The 16,558-nt window shown below is 71.2% G+C and carries 16 protein-coding genes; 5 read left to right on the top strand and 11 right to left on the bottom strand.

Annotation, left to right across the window (positions count from 1 at the left end; translation table 11 throughout):
* The first annotated feature begins 53 nt into the window (after window positions 1–53).
* Together ACFUN8_RS01595 and ACFUN8_RS01590 are read left to right on the top strand one after the other, a co-directional pair.
* Window positions 54–1,424, top strand: a complete 1,371-nt coding sequence (locus tag ACFUN8_RS01595) for an NtaA/DmoA family FMN-dependent monooxygenase (RefSeq protein ID WP_383629998.1) — start codon at window positions 54–56, stop codon at window positions 1,422–1,424.
* A gap of 14 nt (window positions 1,425–1,438) precedes the next feature.
* Entirely contained in the window at window positions 1,439–2,578 is a 1,140-nt protein-coding gene (locus tag ACFUN8_RS01590) for an LLM class flavin-dependent oxidoreductase (RefSeq protein WP_383629996.1), read from the top strand.
* 80 nt (window positions 2,579–2,658) lie between these two features.
* Here the strand turns inward: ACFUN8_RS01590 and ACFUN8_RS01585 are convergent, their stop codons facing one another.
* The 5 genes from ACFUN8_RS01585 to ACFUN8_RS01565 form a co-directional block, all read right to left on the bottom strand.
* Window positions 2,659–3,405, bottom strand: a complete 747-nt coding sequence (locus tag ACFUN8_RS01585) for an ABC transporter ATP-binding protein (RefSeq protein WP_383629994.1) — start codon at window positions 3,403–3,405, stop codon at window positions 2,659–2,661.
* Entirely contained in the window at window positions 3,381–4,322 is a 942-nt protein-coding gene (locus ACFUN8_RS01580; protein ID WP_383629992.1) for an ABC transporter permease, read from the bottom strand. Before ACFUN8_RS01580 ends, ACFUN8_RS01585 begins: the two co-directional genes overlap by 25 nt.
* On the bottom strand, window positions 4,319–5,416 hold the full coding sequence (locus ACFUN8_RS01575) for an ABC transporter substrate-binding protein (RefSeq protein WP_383629990.1): 1,098 nt from the start codon (window positions 5,414–5,416) through the stop codon (window positions 4,319–4,321). Before ACFUN8_RS01575 ends, ACFUN8_RS01580 begins: the two co-directional genes overlap by 4 nt.
* Window positions 5,417–5,680: 264 nt before the next feature.
* Window positions 5,681–6,874, bottom strand: coding sequence for a sulfite oxidase (locus tag ACFUN8_RS01570; protein ID WP_383629988.1), 1,194 nt, complete (start codon window positions 6,872–6,874; stop codon window positions 5,681–5,683).
* Between the two features lie 156 nt (window positions 6,875–7,030).
* Window positions 7,031–8,191, bottom strand: a complete 1,161-nt coding sequence (locus tag ACFUN8_RS01565) for a PP2C family protein-serine/threonine phosphatase (RefSeq protein WP_383629986.1) — start codon at window positions 8,189–8,191, stop codon at window positions 7,031–7,033.
* Between the two features lie 132 nt (window positions 8,192–8,323).
* Between ACFUN8_RS01565 and ACFUN8_RS01560 the strand changes: the two genes are divergently transcribed.
* The gene (locus ACFUN8_RS01560; protein ID WP_383629984.1) at window positions 8,324–9,322 is read left to right on the top strand and encodes a ketopantoate reductase family protein; all 999 of its coding nucleotides are present in this window, start codon (window positions 8,324–8,326) and stop codon (window positions 9,320–9,322) included.
* Here the strand turns inward: ACFUN8_RS01560 and ACFUN8_RS01555 are convergent.
* Window positions 9,303–9,812 (bottom strand): GNAT family N-acetyltransferase, encoded by a 510-nt coding sequence (locus ACFUN8_RS01555; RefSeq protein ID WP_383629982.1) that lies wholly within the window; start codon window positions 9,810–9,812, stop codon window positions 9,303–9,305. The two genes, ACFUN8_RS01560 and ACFUN8_RS01555, sit on opposite strands and share 20 nt — an antisense overlap.
* Before the next feature lie 101 nt (window positions 9,813–9,913).
* Here ACFUN8_RS01555 and ACFUN8_RS01550 point away from each other — a divergent pair, with 101 nt between their 5' ends.
* Both ACFUN8_RS01550 and ACFUN8_RS01545 read left to right on the top strand, forming a co-directional pair.
* The gene (locus ACFUN8_RS01550) at window positions 9,914–10,501 is read left to right on the top strand and encodes a TIGR03086 family metal-binding protein (RefSeq protein WP_383629980.1); all 588 of its coding nucleotides are present in this window, start codon (window positions 9,914–9,916) and stop codon (window positions 10,499–10,501) included.
* A gap of 102 nt (window positions 10,502–10,603) precedes the next feature.
* Window positions 10,604–11,224 (top strand): DsbA family protein, encoded by a 621-nt coding sequence (locus ACFUN8_RS01545; RefSeq protein ID WP_383629978.1) that lies wholly within the window; start codon window positions 10,604–10,606, stop codon window positions 11,222–11,224.
* A 69-nt stretch (window positions 11,225–11,293) separates the two neighbouring features.
* On the opposite strand, the gene ACFUN8_RS01540 is transcribed toward ACFUN8_RS01545, so the two are convergent.
* From ACFUN8_RS01540 to ACFUN8_RS01520, 5 genes are all read right to left on the bottom strand, one after another.
* On the bottom strand, window positions 11,294–12,055 hold the full coding sequence (locus ACFUN8_RS01540; RefSeq protein WP_383629976.1) for a sirohydrochlorin chelatase: 762 nt from the start codon (window positions 12,053–12,055) through the stop codon (window positions 11,294–11,296).
* A gap of 5 nt (window positions 12,056–12,060) precedes the next feature.
* Window positions 12,061–12,978: an ABC transporter permease gene (locus tag ACFUN8_RS01535; protein ID WP_383629974.1), complete on the bottom strand. Its 918-nt coding sequence runs from the start codon at window positions 12,976–12,978 to the stop codon at window positions 12,061–12,063.
* A complete protein-coding gene (locus tag ACFUN8_RS01530) occupies window positions 12,965–13,756 on the bottom strand; it encodes an ABC transporter ATP-binding protein (protein ID WP_382560406.1) in 792 nt (263 codons plus the stop codon). Before ACFUN8_RS01530 ends, ACFUN8_RS01535 begins: the two co-directional genes overlap by 14 nt.
* A 61-nt stretch (window positions 13,757–13,817) precedes the next feature.
* The gene (locus ACFUN8_RS01525; protein WP_383629972.1) at window positions 13,818–14,936 is read right to left on the bottom strand and encodes an ABC transporter substrate-binding protein; all 1,119 of its coding nucleotides are present in this window, start codon (window positions 14,934–14,936) and stop codon (window positions 13,818–13,820) included.
* A gap of 260 nt (window positions 14,937–15,196) precedes the next feature.
* Window positions 15,197–16,558, bottom strand: coding sequence for a sulfate adenylyltransferase subunit 1 (locus tag ACFUN8_RS01520; RefSeq protein ID WP_383629970.1), 1,362 nt, complete (start codon window positions 16,556–16,558; stop codon window positions 15,197–15,199).

Below are 16,558 nucleotides of genomic sequence, written 5' to 3'. Positions count from 1 at the left end.
CGCGCCCCGCCCCGCGTCACCTGACTCCTGACGACTCGAAGGACCTCATTCTCATGAGTAAGCCCGTCAAGCAGATCCATCTCGCCGCCCACTTCCCCGGCGTCAACAACAGCACCGTATGGAGCGACCCGGCCGCGGGCAGTCAGATCGACTTCAGCTCCTTCACCCACTTCGCCAGGACCGCCGAGCGCGCGAAGTTCGACTTCCTCTTCCTGGCGGAGGGCCTGCGGCTGCGCGAGCAGAACGGGGAGATCTACGACCTGGACGTCGTCGGCCGGCCCGACACGTTCACCGTCCTGAGCGCGCTGGCCGCCGTCACCGAGAAGCTGGGCCTCGCCGGCACGGTCAACTCCACCTTCAACGAACCCTACGAAGTGGCACGGCAGTTCGCCTCGCTCGACCATCTCTCGGCGGGGCGCGCCGCGTGGAACGTCGTCACCTCGTGGGACGAGTTCACCGGCCAGAACTTCCGGCGCGGCGGCTATCTCGCACAGGAGGACCGCTACGAGCGCGCCAAGCAATTCCTCGCGGCGGCCTGGGAGTTGTTCGACTCCTGGCACGGCGACGAGATCGTCGCCGACAAGGAGTCCGGTCTCTTCCTCGCCCACCCGGACCCTGGCGGCTTCGACCACCACGTACGGCAGTTCGACATCAGCGGCCACTTCAACGTGCCGCGCGGACCGCAGGGCCGGCCGGTCATCTTCCAGGCGGGCGACTCCGACGAGGGCCGGGAGTTCGCGGCGTCGGCGGCCGACGCGATCTTCACCCGGCACGGCACGTTCGAGTCCGGGCAAGCCTTCTACGCCGACGTCAAGGGCCGCCTCGCCCGGTACGGCCGTTCCCCCGACGAGCTGAAGATCCTGCCCGGCGTCACCTTCGCCCTCGGCGACACCGACGCCGACGCCAAGGAGAAGGCGGCCGTGATCCGCCGGCAGCAGGTGAGTGGCCAGACCGCGATCCGGCTCCTCGAACAGCTGTGGAACCGCGACCTCAGCTCCTACGACCCCGACGGGCCGCTGCCCACCGTCGACCCCGTTCCCGGCGAGAACACCGTCGCGCGGGGACGGGCGAGCGTACGGATGCACCGCGACCCGCTCGCCACCGCCGCGCGCTGGCGCGCCCTGGCCGACGAGAAGAAGCTCTCGATCCGGGACCTCATCATCGAAGTGACGGGCCGTCAGACCTTTATCGGCTCCCCGGCGACGGTGGCGGCCGCGCTCGACGACTTCGTACAGGCCGATGCGAGCGACGGGTTCATCCTGACGCCCCATCTGACACCGGGCGGGCTCGACGAGTTCGCCGACACGGTGGTGCCGCTGCTCCAGGAGCGGGGCGTGTTCCGTACCGAGTACGAGGGCGACACCCTGCGCGACCACCTCGGCCTGCGCACCCCCGTGACCGCCGGCCAGTCCGCCGCCCACTGACAAGGAGCACCACCGTGGCCACCACCGCCCGTACCCCCCTCGCCGTCCTGGACCTCGTGCCGGTGCCGTCCGGGTCCACCCCCGGCCAGGCCCTGTGCAACAGCGTCGACCTCGCCCAGCGGACCGAACGGCTCGGCTACACGCGGTACTGGTTCGCCGAGCACCACCTCAACCCCGGCGTCGCGGGCACCTCCCCGGCGGTCGTGCTCGCGCTCACCGCCGCCGCCACCTCCACCATCCGGCTCGGCTCCGGAGCCGTACAACTCGGCCACCGCACCGCCCTGTCCACCGTGGAGGAGTTCGGGCTGCTCGACGCGCTGCACCCCGGCCGGTTCGACCTCGGACTCGGCCGGTCCGGCGGCAGGGCGGAGCCGACGACGCCCGCGCCCGTGCCGGAGCAGGTGACCCCCGTCGTGGACGGCCGCACACCGAACGGGCTGCGTATCCCCGCCCGGTTCTCCGTCGCGAACCTGCTGCGCTCCCCGCGCTTCGCCCTGCACCGGAAACTGCTCCAGCAGCCGGGCGCCGAATCGCAGCCGTACGACGAGCAGATCGCCGACATCCTCGCCCTGCTGGCGGGCACCTACGCCACCGAAGGCGGCGTCGAGGCGCACATCGTGCCGGGGGAGGGAGCCGACCTCCAGGTGTGGATCCTGGGCAGCAGCGCCGGTATCAGCGCACAGGTCGGCGGGGCCAACGGCCTCCGGTTCGCGGCGAATTACCACGTCAGCCCGGCGACCGTGCTGGAGGCCGCCGAGGGGTACCGGGCCGCGTTCAAGCCGTCCGCCGAGCTGGACCGGCCCTACGTCAGCGTCTCGGCGGACGTCGTCGTCGCCGAGGACGACGCCACCGCACGCGAACTGGCCACCGGCTACGGCCTCTGGGTGCGCAGCATCCGCAGCGGCGAGGGCGCGATCCAGTTCCCCACACCCGAGGAGGCCCGCGCGCACCGCTGGAGCGCGGCGGACCGGGAGTTGGTCGCCGACCGGACGGAAACGCAGTTCGTCGGCTCACCCGAGAGCGTCGCGGACCAGTTGGAGGTCCTGCGCGACGCCACGGGGGCCGACGAACTTCTCATCACCACGATCACCCACGACCACGCGGACCGGGTCCACAGCTACGAACTGCTGGCCGAGGAGTGGGCGCGGCGATGACCCTGTTCAGCCCGTCCGGCGATTGAGGACAAGCGCGGCCCGCGGGCCGCGCAACTCGGTCGACCGGCCCAGCCGCCGCGTTAGCTGTCGACGCCCAGCTCCGCCAGCAGCCGCTCGCGCAGCGCGGCGTACGCGGCGCTGCCGTGGGCGCGCGGCGCGGGCAGCTGCACGGGGATGTCCGCGCCGATGCGCCCCTCCGCCAGGACGACCACGCGGTCCGCGAGGACGATCGCCTCGTCCACGTCGTGCGTCACGAGCAGGACCGCCGGGCGGTGCTTGGCGCACAGCCGGCGCAGCAGGACGTGCATCCGGATACGGGTCAGCGCGTCCAGCGCCCCGAACGGCTCGTCGGCGAGGAGCAGTCCCGGCTCACGTACGAGCGAGCGGGCCAGCGACACGCGCTGCTGCTCACCGCCGGACAGCTCGACGGGCCACGCCTTCTCCCGTCCCTCCAGGCCGACTTCGGCGAGAGCCGCCCGGCCGCGCTCCACCGGATCGGGCCCGTCGAGGCCGAGGACGACGTTGTCGAGCACCCGCTTCCAGGGCAGCAGCCGGGCGTCCTGGAACACGACGGAGACCGGCTCGGGGGAGCTGAGTTCGCCGGTGCCCGTGACGTCGTGGTCGAGACCGGCGAGCGCGCGCAGCAGCGTGCTCTTGCCGGAGCCGCTGCGGCCCAGCAGCGCGACGAACTCCCCGGCGCCGACGTCGAGATCGAGCTGGTCGAGGACGTTCCGGTCGCCGAAGGACCGGATGAGATTCCTGATCTGTACGGTGCCGGTCCCCGTGGTGGGGGCGTCGGCGGTCAGCCCGCCAGTGTGCGTCGCCATGACAGCGTCCTCCGTTCGACGAGACGTACCAGCGCGTCCGAGAGCAGCCCGAGGAGCCCGTACACGACCAGACCGACGATGATGACGTCGGTCTGCCCGTACGTCCGGGCCAGCTCCATCATGTAGCCGATCCCGCTGGTGGCGTTGACCTGTTCGACCACGACCAGGGCCAGCCAGGCACCGGTCACGGCGAACCGCATGCCCAGCAGGAATCCGGGCAGCGCGCCGGGCAGGACGACATGGCGCAGGAACGCCGTACGGCTCAGCCGCACCGTCTCGGCCAGCTCCACATAGCGGTTGTCGATGGTGCGCAGTCCGTTGTGCGTGTGGATGTAGACGGGCACGAAGACGCCCAGGGCGATCGTGATGACCTTCATGGACTCGCCGATGCCGAACCACAGGATCAGCAGCGGGATCAGCGCGAGGGACGGGATGGCCCGCTTGATCTGCACCGGGCCGTCGATCACCCCCTCGGCGATCCTGCTGAGCCCCGACACGAGAGCCAGGATCAGACCCGCCAGAACACCGAACAGCAGCCCGAGCGCGGCGCGTTGGGCCGAGGTGGCGAGATTCGACTGCAGCCGGCCGTTCTCGATCAGATCGCCCGTCGTCGTCACCACCGTCCAGGGGGCCGAGAGATTGCGGGCGTCGATGAGGCCGGTGGCGGAGCCCGCCGCCCAGACGGCGAGCAGCAGCAGCGGGCCCAGTGCCCAGCCGTACGGGACGGGACGCCCCAGACCGAGTCGGCGGCGCGGCCCGAGCCGCCGGGCGGCGCGCGAGCCGCGTGCCTTGCGGGAGGTGTCCGCGGGCTGCGGCGCCCGCCCCGGCTCCGGGTCCGCGCCGGTGTCCGGTCGCGTGTCGGCCACCGTCAACTCGGCCTTGGACAGGGTGACTTCCTCGGCTGCTTCGGTGCTCATGATCCGGCTCCCGTCTTGGCCCCGGTGTCGGAGGTGTCCGCTCCCGTGCCCGCGATGGCTTCGGCCCCGACCTTCTCGAAGCGCCGGTCGAAGAGGATCTTCGCGTCGAACGACTTCTTGTCCGTCTCCTTCGACAGCAGGTCGACCGTCTTCTGCTGATTCGCGATGGTCTCCGTCCAGTCACCCGGAATGGCCGGGTGACCGCCGGTCTTGACCAGATATTCGCCGTCCTGGCGCGACAGTCCCTGGTCCTTCACGTAGTAGCCCTCGATCCACTCCTCGGGATGGGTGTCGATCCAGACCTCGGCCTTGGCCCAGTACGTGACGAACTCCCGGATGGCGGCGGCCTTCTGAGGGTCACTCACCGACTCCGTCGGCACCCAGAGATGGCTGGGGTCGTCCCGCAGCCCGTGCGGGATCGTCTTGCCGCCGTCCTTGCCGTACTTCGCCGGATAGCGCTTGATGTTGACCCCGCCGAGCGGAGCCGCGTCGACCTGCTTGCCGCCGAGCGCGGTCGGATAGACGTCGCCGGTGCTCGGCAGCTCGACCAGCTTCACGTCTTCCTTGGTGAGCCCGGCCTTGGCCAGGATGCGCAGGACGAGCGCGCCCTGGGCCTGGCCGGGGCTGTACGCGATCCGCTTGCCGCGCAGATCCGCGAGGGTGTCGATGCCGGCGCCCGGCGCGATGCCCAGCTCGTAAATCGGGTTCTTGATCGGGTCCGTACGGAACGCCGCGGCGACCAGCTTGGTGTCGAGCCCGGTCCAGTGCGCGTGGATGGACGGGATCTCGGCCGCCGAGCACACGTCCAGGGAATTGGCCCGGAATGCCTCGGAGCACTGCGGACCGCCGCTGAGATTCGCCCACTTCACCTTGAAGGGGAGTTTGTCGATCTGTCCGGAGAGCTTGAGCGCGACCTGGATCTCCGGACTGCCGATGGTGATCTCGGTGTCCGGATCCACCGTCTCCGGTATCTCGACGTCGGAGAGGTCCTTCGAGGACGCGGTGGTGGTCGTGGTGTTGTCGGCGCAGCCGGTGAGCACGGCCGAGCTGATCAGAACGGAGGCGAGCAGGGCAGCACGGAGTGCTCTGGACATGTCTGTTCCCGGGTTCTCTGAATTGCTGGGACCTTCACGGCACGGGGCGGTGAGGTCAGCTACAGAGCGCGGTCGCGACGCGCATGAGATCGACCGCGCGTCGTTTGCTCAACCGCTGGGATTTGGACATGTTCGTGAAGCTAGTGGCGGTACGAAGCCATGGGCAAGAGGCCCGGTTCGAATATGCGATACGGCAACAATGGCTTCGTACCGCCGCTATACGCCTGACACAGAACCCGGTACGGAACCGGACAAAGCCAGGCGTCAGTTCACCGTGACCGGGACCCTGATCACCGCGTCGAAGAGGTAGCCCTGCGTGTTGGGCACGGAGCGTTCGGGCTGGGTGTTCCCCGCCAGATCGGTGGCGCGCGCGAGGAGATGGGTCTGCCCCTTGGCCTGCGGTCGCCAAGGGGCGTACCAGCGCACCCAGTTGTTACGGCGCGGAGTGTCCCGCAACCGCGCCCGCTGCCAGCGCGCCCCGCCGTCGGTGCTGAACTCGACCTGACGCACGGGCGCGTGGCCCGACCAGGCGCGGCCGGTCAGCCGGTGGGTGCGCCCGGCGGCCAGCACGGTGTCCGGGGCGAGTTCGAAGCCGGACTTGATGGTCTGCCGGGTCAGCGGGGCACTGCCCCCGGGCGGGTAGGAGGGGCCGAACAGCCGGTAGAAGTCGGTGTTCCAGGGCGAACTCAGCGGCTCGGCGCTCACCTCGATGTCACCGACCCACTTGATGGACGCGATCCCCACCCAGGACGGCACGACGACCCGGACCGGATACCCGTGGTCGTACGGCAGCGGCTCGCCGTTCATCTCGTACGCCAGGATCACGTCGTCCAGCGCCTTCGCCACCGGCAGCGGGCGGCGCACCCGGCCCAGGTTGACGCCCTCGGTGACGTAGTCGGCGTCGAGCCCGCGCGGCATCACGTCGACCGCGTGCCCGCCGATCCCGGCGCGGCGCAGCACGTCGGAGAGCCGCACGCCGCGCCACCGGGCGACACCGATCGCGCCGAGCGTCCAGGCGGTGCCGGAGGCGGCGTCGCCCTGCTGGGAGGTGTAGAAGCTGCGGCCGTTGCCGGCGCACTCGACTGCCACGTCACGGGTGACGGAGGGAAGCCGGCGGAGCTGGTCGTACGTGAAACGGGCCGGGCCGCCGCTGAGGCCGCTGCCCCACACCGTCAGGGTCCAGGCACTCTTGTCCAGGACGGGGGTCGACGTGTGGTTGCGGACGAAGAAGCGCTCCACGGGCGTATGGGGGCCGGTGTCGCGGAGGGCGGCGAAGTTGGCCTCGGCGTTGGTGCCGCGGATGGTGAACAGCTCGGGTGGGAGGGGCTTGACGATGCCGGGGGCGGCAGGTGGGGCGGGGGCGGCGGTGACGGGCGTGGCGGTTACGACCTGCGAGGCCACAGAGGCCACCGGTGCGGCCGCGAGCATCTTCAGTACGGAACGACGGGCAGGGGTCATCGCGGGACTCCTCGAAGGAGGGGAGGAACGGGGGGAGACCGGGTGGGAATGGCCGGGAAACGGCGTGAGAAGCAGGCGTCAGCGACAACAACAGCGGCGCGGCGAAAGGCGCGACATGACAGCCATGCGGAAATCCTAGTACCAACGGGGGCCGCGTCAGGCGGTGTTCGCGCAGCTCGTGGACCGTCGGACGGTGACCATGGCGACGTCGTCATCGAGGTGGGCGTGACGGCGCAGGTCGGCCTGTACGGCATCGAGCATCACGGCCGGGGGGCGGGTGGCCCACTGGCCGACGCGTTCGGCGAGCGGATAGAACTCACCGGCCGCGTTACGGGCCTCGACCAGGCCGTCCGTGTAGAGCAGCAGGGTGGCGCCCGGTGCCATGGGGTGGGTCTCGACGTGCACGGGGTCCGCGTCGAGGCCGAGCAGTCCGATCGGCAGCGCCGGCTTCGGGGACGGAAGTTCCCGCACGGTGCCGTCCTGTAGGAGGAGCGGCGCCGGGTGACCGCAGTTGACCAGCTGTACATCGTCCCCTTCGCCGACGACCTCGGCGACGACGGCGGTCACGAAGCACTCCTGCATCCGTTGCTCCGTCTCAGGTTCCCGCGTGACGTCGTCGTTCTCCTCCGTCAGGTCTCTCGCGCGGGCCAGTTCGTGGCGCACGGAGTCGTCGAGAAAGGCGGGCAGATCGGCCAGGGCGACGCCCTGCCGGGCACTCTGGCGGAAGGCGTTCAGCACGAACAGCACGACTTCCAGGGTTGCCAGCCCCTTGCCCTGGACGTCCCCCACGATCACCCGAGGCCGTCCGCCGACCATCGCACAGGCGTAGAGGTCACCGCCGAGCGTGGACTCCGCGTCGGACGCCAGATAGGTGGACGAGATCTCCATCGGACCGAGCCGGGGTGGCAGCGGGCGCAGGAGTATCCGCTGTGTCCGGGCGGTCACTCGGCGCGACTGTGCGAGCTGGCGGTCCCGTTTCTCGCGCACCGCCGCCGCGCCCACCGAGGCCGCGCTGATGACCAGCGCCGTCGCGATAGCGACCGGAGCGTCTTCCCAGGTCAGGCGCCCGTTCTCGGCGAGGGACATGACGTAGGCCGGCAGCATCGTCCCGGCGATCAGCAGTACCGCCCCGGGGCCGGTGAAGACCGCCGCCAGAGCCGGCAGGGCCAGCATCATGCCGCCGAGCCGGACCCTGGACCCGCCGAACGCGTCGGCGGCCAGGAGCAGCAGCAGGACGACGACCGTCAGGCCCACGAGGACCTGCGGTCCGCGCCACAGCGCCTCGGAGTCGCGCCTCTGCGCGTCGACGGACGGCATGTATTTCACGGTACAGGGGTCAGCCGATCGTGCCCGGTGGGCAGCGCCTCCGTGACCGGCCCCCCCGCCGCCCCGCGCCGGATCTATGCTCGGCACGGATCAGACCCCGCGGTCGAACGGAACGGAGTCGGGATGCGCTACATCATCATCGGGGCGGGTGCCGTCGGCGGCAGCATCGGCGGCCGGCTCGCCGAGTCCGGCCACGACGTCGTCCTCGTCGCGCGCGGCGCGCACCACGCGGCGCTGCGTGACCACGGTCTACGGCTCACCACACCCGACGGCACCCACGTACACCGCCTGCCGGTCGTCGAACGGCCCGACGAGGTCGAACTGCGCGCGGACGACGTCCTGTTGCTCTCGGTGAAGACACAGGACAGCACCGCGGCCCTGGACGCCTGGGCCGCGCGACCGGTCGCCGGCGGCGGGACGGCCGGCGAGACGCTGCCGCTGGTCTGCGCGCAGAACGGGGTGGAGAGCGAACGCCTGGCCCTGCGCCGCTTCCGGCACGTGTACGCCATGTGCGTCTGGCTGCCCGCCACCCATGTCGAGCCGGGTGTGGTCGCCGCCGGAGGCACCCCGTACACCGGCACCCTGCATATCGGCCGCTACCCGTCCGGCACCGACGGGACCGCCGTCCGGATCGCCGCCGACCTGGAGAAGTCGCGGATACTGGCGCCGGTCGTGCCGGACGCGATGCGCTGGAAGTACGGCAAGCTGATCGCCAACCTCGCCAACGCGGTGGAGGCCGTCAGCGGCCGCATCGTCGGCGACGAGGCCCGTGACCTCGCCGCGCGCACGCTCGCCGAGGGCCGCGCGGTGCTCGCGGCCGCCGGTGTCGACGCGGTCAGCGGGGCCGAGCAGGACGAGGTCCGGAGCAGGATGAGCTTCGACCCGTACGCCGTACCGAAGGGCGGAGGCGGCTCGTCCTGGCAGAGCCTCAGCCGGGGCACCGGCACGATCGAGTCGGACTACCTCAACGGCGAGATCGCGCTCCTCGGCCGGCTGCACGGCGTGCCGACACCGATCAACGAGGCCCTGCAGCGCCTCGCCAACACCTTCGCCCGCGAGCGTCGCCCGGCGGGTTCGCTGCCGGTCGACGAACTGCTGAGGATCATCGACGCCGGTGCGTGAGCAGGCTGGTCGAACCGCCGTCGTCCCCGGGAACGTTCCGTACACGCGTGTAGCCGAGCCCCGCGAGCAGTGACAGCGAGGGCGCGTTCGCGGGGTCGACGGTGGCGTGGACCTCGGCCAGGCCGAGCGTGTCGTGCCCGTACGCGGTGAGCGCCGCGGCCAGTTCGCGGCCGAGCCCCCGGCCCCGGACGGCGGGCGCGAGCGCGTAGACCAGCTCGTGGCCGTCCAGCCACGGCTCGGGCGACGGTTTGATCTCGGCGTGCCCCGCGTACGCGCCCTCGTGCCGTACGGCCCACACGTCGAACCGGTTCGCGGGATACACCTCGGTGAAGACCCGCCCGAACAGCGCCCGGTCGGCGGCCTCGCTCTGCGGCCCGTCGCCCATCCAGCGGGACACCCGGGTGTCCTGGAAGAGCGCGACGAAGTCGTCCTCGTCGGCGGGGACGTACGGGGACAGTTCGAGGCGCTCGGTACGCAGGTCGGGAGTCACGGTCCCGGAGGCTAGGCGGGCCCGCGCCGGCGCCGCAACCGGGTTGTGGTGTGTCGCCTTTCTTCAAGACCACCGTCCCGCGCGATTCCTACGCTGGGGGCATGAACAACGACAGCACGGTGTACCCGGCGATGCGGGAGTGCGCGGCCGAGGCCGCCCGGATCGCGGCCGCCGTCCCCAAGGACCGCCTCACGGCGCCCACACCCAGCGCGGAGTGGGACGTCCGGGCCCTGGCCAACCATCTGGTGCTCTATACCTCGCACGGCCTGGAGCACCGCGCCCACCGCACGGAGATGCCGGAGACACTCACCGCGCGCGACTTCACGACGGACCCGGAATGGCCCGAGCATTACCGGGTCGCGCTGGACCGCGCCGTCACCGCCTGGGCGGATCCGGCCGTCTGGGAGGGGGAGATCGGTGCGGGCGGGGGAGCGACCCCGGCGACCGCCGTGGCCGCCCTCATGACCCTCGAAATGGCGCTGCACGGCTGGGAGTTGGCGCGAGCCACGGGCCAGGACGTCCGGCTCTCGGAGGAGACGGCGGCGTTCGTCCTCGGCGTGGTGGAGGAGTACGCCGGGATGTACCGCGAGTACGACGGCTTCGCCGATCCCGTCCGGGTCCCCGCGACGGCCGGCACCTTCGCCCGCGCACTGGCGGCGAGCGGCCGCGACCCGCACTGGACGCCCTGACCCCCTGATTCCCCGACGTACCGGGGCCGCGCGAAGTGGCCCACCCGATCGCCACACGAATGGCCCGTGGGACGGGGCCATCGGCCGTCTAGCCTCGCGGGTATGAGCGATCAAGAGCCCCGCACCACCGTCGACTTCTACTTCGATCCCGCCTGCCCGTTCGCCTGGATCACCTCGCGCTGGATGCTGGAGGTCGAGCGGCATCAACCGCTCGACCTGCGCTTCCACGTCATGAGCCTCTATCTGCACAACGCCGGCAACGAGCTGCCCGACTGGTACCGGGATCTGGTGGACCGGTCCATCGGGCCGGTGCGGGTCGCCGTGGCCGCCGCGCAGCGCCGGGGGGACGGCGTACTGCGTGACCTCTACACCGCGCTCGGCACCCGGATCCACGAGCGGAAGAACGAGGACTTCGACGCGGTCGTCGCCGAGGCCCTGGCCGAGCTGGGACTGCCCGCCGATCTCGCGGAGGCCGCGCACGACCCGTCGTACGACGAGGCCGTGGGCCGCAGCCACGACGCGGGCAAGGACCCGGCCGCCGACGCGTACGTCGGTACGCCGACCATCCATGTCGACGGAACGGTCTGGTTCGGGCCCGTCCTGCGGGCGATCCCGCGCGGTGCGGAAGCCGTCCGGCTCTTCGACAGCTTCCGGGTGCTCGCCCGCCACCCGGACTTCTTCGAGCTGAAGCGCACCCGCACCGGTGGTCTCGACTTCAGCTGACCGATCGACGGGCCGACCGCCCGGATGACAGACCGACCGCTCGCACGACCGCCCGACCGCCCCGGAGAATCAGACGGACGCCAGTTCCCTGACCGCCTTCGCCGCCTCGTACCGCCGCACCAGCAGCCGCGCCAACTCCGGTGCGGGGCCCAGTACATCGGCCAGTACGTCCGCGCCCGACTCGTGCGCGCCCCGCGCGATGCGGTCGGGGAGGCGGCCGGGGGCGATCACGTACGGGGCCACGGCCACCCGCCGTACCCCCTCCGCCCGCAGCTCGCGCACGGCGTCCTCCGTGCGCGGCAAGGAGGCGGAGGCGAACGCGGGTCGCACGGCGCACCAACCGGTGCGACGCCACTCCCGCGCGACATGGGCGATCACCGCGATCGCCTCCGGGTCGCTGGAGCCCGCCGAGGCCAGGACGACCCCGGTCGAGCCCTTGTCGCCGGGCGTGAGCCCGGCCTCGTACAACCGCCGCTCCAGCGCGTCCGTCAGCAGTGACGACGGGCCGAGGACGTCGGCCTGCCGTACGGCCAGTCGGGGCAGCCGCGCCCGTACCTCGCGCAGCACGGCCGGGATGTCGGACTTGGCGTGGAACGCCCGGGTCAGCAGCAGCGGCAGCGCCACCACGTCCCGTACGCCCTCCGCGTCCAGCCGTTCCAACACCGCGGGCACCGAAGGGGTGTTGAAGTCCAGGAAGCCCGCCTCCACCCGCAGCCCCGGACGCAGCGCGCGCACGCGGCGAAGCAGCGCGTGCACGGTCGCGGCGTGCCGCGGGTCGCGGCTGCCGTGCGCGACGACGACGAGCACGGGCCTGCCGGGCGTACGGGGCACGGGGATCAGCTCCTGACCAGGAGACCGCGGCTGCGCAGGACGCGGCGCTCCAGGGGCGAGAAGAACAACAGGTCGATGCCGATACCGACGATCAGGATGAGGATGATCGTGGCCAGCACACCGGACATGTCGCTGTAGGTGCGGAAGTTCTCCATGAGCTGGCCGAGTCCCGTACCGAGGTCCGGCGAGCTGGCGATCAGCTCGGCGGCCATCAGCGAACGCCACGAGAACGCCCAGCCCTGCTTCAAGCCTGCCAGATAGCCGGGCAGGGCCGCGGGCAGCAGCACATGCCGGATGCCGTTGATCCCGGTCGCGCCGATGGTCCGGCCGGCCCGCAGATACAGCGGCGGGATCTGGTCGACACCGGCCACCAGGCCGTTGGCGATGGACGGTACGGCGCCCAGCAGCACCACCGCGTAGATCGTGGCGTCGGTCAGCCCGAACCAGATGATCGCCGCGGGCACCCACGCCACCGAGGGCAGCGACTGGAGCCCGGACAGGATCGGCCCGATCGCGGCCCGTACCACCTTCACCCGCGCGACCAGCAGCCCCAGCGGCGTACCGATGGCGACGGAGACGGCGAAGCCCAGCGCGCCCCGCGAGACGCTGGTCCAGATGTAGCCGAGCAGCGTGCCGTCCAGCCACATGTCCTCGATGGAGCCCCAGACGTCGAGCGGCCCGGGCAGTACGTAGTCGGGCTTGAGGTCGGAGGCGGCGGCGAGCTGCCAGGCCGTGACCACCAGGACGACCGCCACGAGCGGCGGTAGAAGCTTGGAGAGCAGGATGCTGCCGAGCGACACCCGCTCGGTGGTCCTGGTCTCCAGCGCGTCCAGGCCGGCCTCCAGGCCCGCCAGGTCCTCCTTGGACACCGCGCCCCTCGGAGCCGCCGGAGCCCCGGAGGTCCCCGTTTCAGTTCTGGCCATGGCGGCGAATCTCCCCACGCAGCTCCTCGGTGATCTCCACCGACAGGTCCGCCACCGCGGCGTCCTCGATCCGGCGCGGCTGCGGGATGTCGATCCGCCACTCCCGCGCGATCCGCCCCGGCCGGGACGACATCAGCACCACGCGCTCCGCGAGCCGGACGGCCTCGCGTACGTTGTGCGTGACGAAGAGGACCGACACGTTCGTCTCGGCCCAGATCCGGGTCAGCTCCTCGTGCAGCACGTCCCGGGTGATGGCGTCGAGCGCGGCGAACGGCTCGTCCATCAGCAGCAGTTGGCTGTCCTGCGCCAGCGCGCGGGCCAGCGCGACCCGCTGGCGCATACCGCCGGACAGCTCGTGCACCCGCTTGCCGTACGCGCCCTTCAGCCGTACCAGCTCAAGGAGCCGCTCGGCCTCGCCACGGCGCTCGGCCTTGGGCATGCCCCGCATCTTCAGGGCGAGTTCGATGTTCTTGCCCGCGGTGAGCCACGGGAACAGCGCGTGCTCCTGGAACATCAGGGCCGGCCGGCCGCCGGGAACGTCGATCTCCCCCGACGACGGCAGGTCGAGCCCGGCGACCAGATTGAGCAGAGTGGATTTGCCGCAGCCGGACGCCCCCAGCAGGGTCACGAACTCGCCGTGCGCCACATCGATGCTGACGTCGTCGAGCACGAGCTGCTGGGCGCCGGGCCGGCCGAACGACTTGGACACATGGTCGAGACGGGTGGCGTACGGCTGTGTGCCGACGGTGGTGGCCTGCTTGACGAGAGTGGTGGCCATGAGTCGCACCTCCTGGGGGCGGTCCGGTTGCGGGACGGGTCGAACGGCTGCTCGGGCCCGGCTACTTGACGCCGAGACCGGCGTCGTCGATCGCGGGCTTCCCGTCCGCCTTCAGCACCTTGTTGAGCAGCGTCAGGTCGTAGATCCCGTCGAGCAGCGGGTCTTCGAGCAGCCCCGCCTTCACGGCGTGCTCGGACGACACGCTCAGCGTGGAGGCCAGCGGGTCGTCGGTGATGTCGACGTTCTTCCACGCCGGGTCGATCACCTGGGGCGGCAGCGCCGCCCCCGAGTCCGCCTTCAGCTTGGCGTTGGCCGCCGTCTTGGCCTCGTCCGGGTTCTCGTTGATCCAGGCGTTGGTCTTCACCGAACCGCGCAGCACGGCCTCGACGACGTCCGGGTGCTCCTTGAGGAACTTCTGGGAGACGATCACGTTCGTGATGACGAACTTGCCGTCCTTCCACAGCTTCTTCTCGTCCAGCAGCACCGAACCGCCGCCCGCGACCAGCTTCGACGCGGTCGGCTCGGGCACCCAGGCGCCGTCCAGCGAACCGGACTCGAAGGACGCGGGGATCTGCTTGTTGTCCTGGCGGATGACGGTGACATCACCCTTGCCGGTGTTCGTGTCGACCTTCAGGCCCTTGTCCGACAGGTAGTTGAGCAGCGCCACGTCCTGCGTGTTGCCGAGCTGCGGCGTCGCGATGCGCTTGCCCTTGAGGTCGTCCAGGGACTTGATCTTCTTCGGGTTGACGACGAGCGAGACACCGCCGGAGGCCGAGCCCGAGATGATCCGGAGGTTCTGGCCCTTCGACTTGGTGAAGCCGTTGATCGAGGGGGAGGGGCCGATCCAGCCGATGTCTATCGCGCCCGCGTTGAGCGCCTCGATCTCCGAGGGGCCCGCGTTGAAGACCTGCGGCTTGATCTTGGTGCCGCCCAACTCCTTCTGGATCAGGCCCTCCTGGAGGCCGACCAGCGCGGTGGCATGGGTGATGTTGGCGAAGTAGCCGATCTTCACCTCGCCGAGGCCGCCGATCTTCTCGCCCTCGGCGGCGGGGGCGACCTTGTCGTCCTTCTCGCTGTCGGAGCCGTAGCCGCAGGCGCCGAGGACCACGGCGAGCAGGGGCAGGGCGGCTACCGCGGCGAGGGTACGTCGGCGGCGCAGGGCGGTACGGGTGGCTGGCACGGGAGGGTTTCCTCTCGTCGGCCCGTGCTCACGTCCCTCGGTGACGAGGCGGCGTGGCCGGGCGGTCGGCAGTGTCGGAAGGTCTTCGGCGATACGGGTACTGCGGGCATGGCACCGCGATGTCGCGGGTTCTCTGGGCGCGCGTGCGGTGCGCGTACGTCAGCGCGCACATCGCGCCACCCCGCCGGTCCCCGCGCCGAGGGCGCCGCTGCCGACCCGGCCGCCCTCCTTCGCGAACGTCGCGAACATGTCCACGGGCATCAGAAGTCCCAGCCCTCGTCGTCGTCGGTGTCCGCCTCGACGGGCGGCGGCTCGGCGGCGAACGAGTCGCCCGCCATGCCGGCCGCCAGCGTGGTGCCGTCGGCCGGGTCGATCAGGAGGAAGGAGCCGGTACGGCGGGAGTCGCGGTACGCGTCGAGCGCCAGCGGCTCGGCCGTACGGATCACCACCCGGCCGATGTCGTTGGCGACGAGCTGCGCCGGCGCCGGGTGCTGGGACAGGTCGTCCAGGGTGAGCCGGGACGGGATGTCCTTGACGATCGCCTTCACCGTGCGGGTGGTGTGCTTCAGCAGCACCCGCTGGCCGACGGTCAGCGGCCGGTCGGCGACATGGCAGACGGTCGCCTCGACGTCCCGGGTGATGGCGGGGACCCCGGAGCTGGGCGCGATCAGATCGCCGCGCGAGACGTCCACGTCGTCGCTGAGCCGGATCGTCACCGACTGCGGTGCCCACGCGATGTCGACGCTCTCGCCGAGCGCGTCGATGCCCTCGACGGTGCTGGTACGGCCCGAGGGCAGCACGGTCACGGCCTCGCCGACGCGCAGCACACCGGAGGCGATCTGGCCCGCGTAGCCGCGGTAGTCGGGGTGTTCGGCGCTCTGCGGGCGGATGACGTACTGGACGGGGAAGCGGGCCGGGCAGCCGGACAGGTCGTGGCTGACGGCGACGGTCTCCAGGTGCTCCAGGACGGTCGGCCCGCCGTACCAGTCCATGTTCGCCGAGGGCTCCACCACGTTGTCCCCGGTCAGCGCCGAGATCGGGATCGCCGTGATCTCGGGGACGCCGAGCGTGGCGGCGTACGCGGTGAACTCCTTGGCGATCGCGGCGAACACGGGCTCCGCGTACTCCACGAGGTCCATCTTGTTGACGGCGAGCACCACGTGCGGGACCCGGAGCAGGGCCGCGACGGCCGCGTGCCGGCGGGTCTGCTCGACCACCCCGTTACGCGCGTCGACCAGCACGACGGCCAGCTCGGCCGTGGAGGCGCCGGTCACCATGTTCCGCGTGTACTGCACATGCCCGGGGGTGTCGGCGAGGATGAACCGGCGCCGGGGCGTGGCGAAGTAGCGGTAGGCGACATCGATGGTGATGCCCTGCTCGCGCTCGGCGCGCAGCCCGTCGGTCAGCAGCGCGAGGTCGGGCGTGTCCTGGCCGCGGCCGAGCGAGGCGCGCTCGACGGCCTCCAACTGGTCGGTGAGCACGGACTTCGAGTCGTGCAGGAGCCGCCCCACCAGCGTGGACTTGCCGTCGTCGACGGATCCGGCGGTGGCGAAGCGCAGCAGGGTGGTGGCCGACAACTGCTCGGCCAACTGCTCGGTGGCCGGGGGCCCGGTGGTCGTCAT

The organism is Streptomyces sp. NPDC057307 (genome assembly GCF_042667665.1).
Taxonomy (GTDB): domain Bacteria; phylum Actinomycetota; class Actinomycetes; order Streptomycetales; family Streptomycetaceae; genus Streptomyces.
This window is presented reverse-complemented; position numbering and strand designations above follow the sequence as displayed.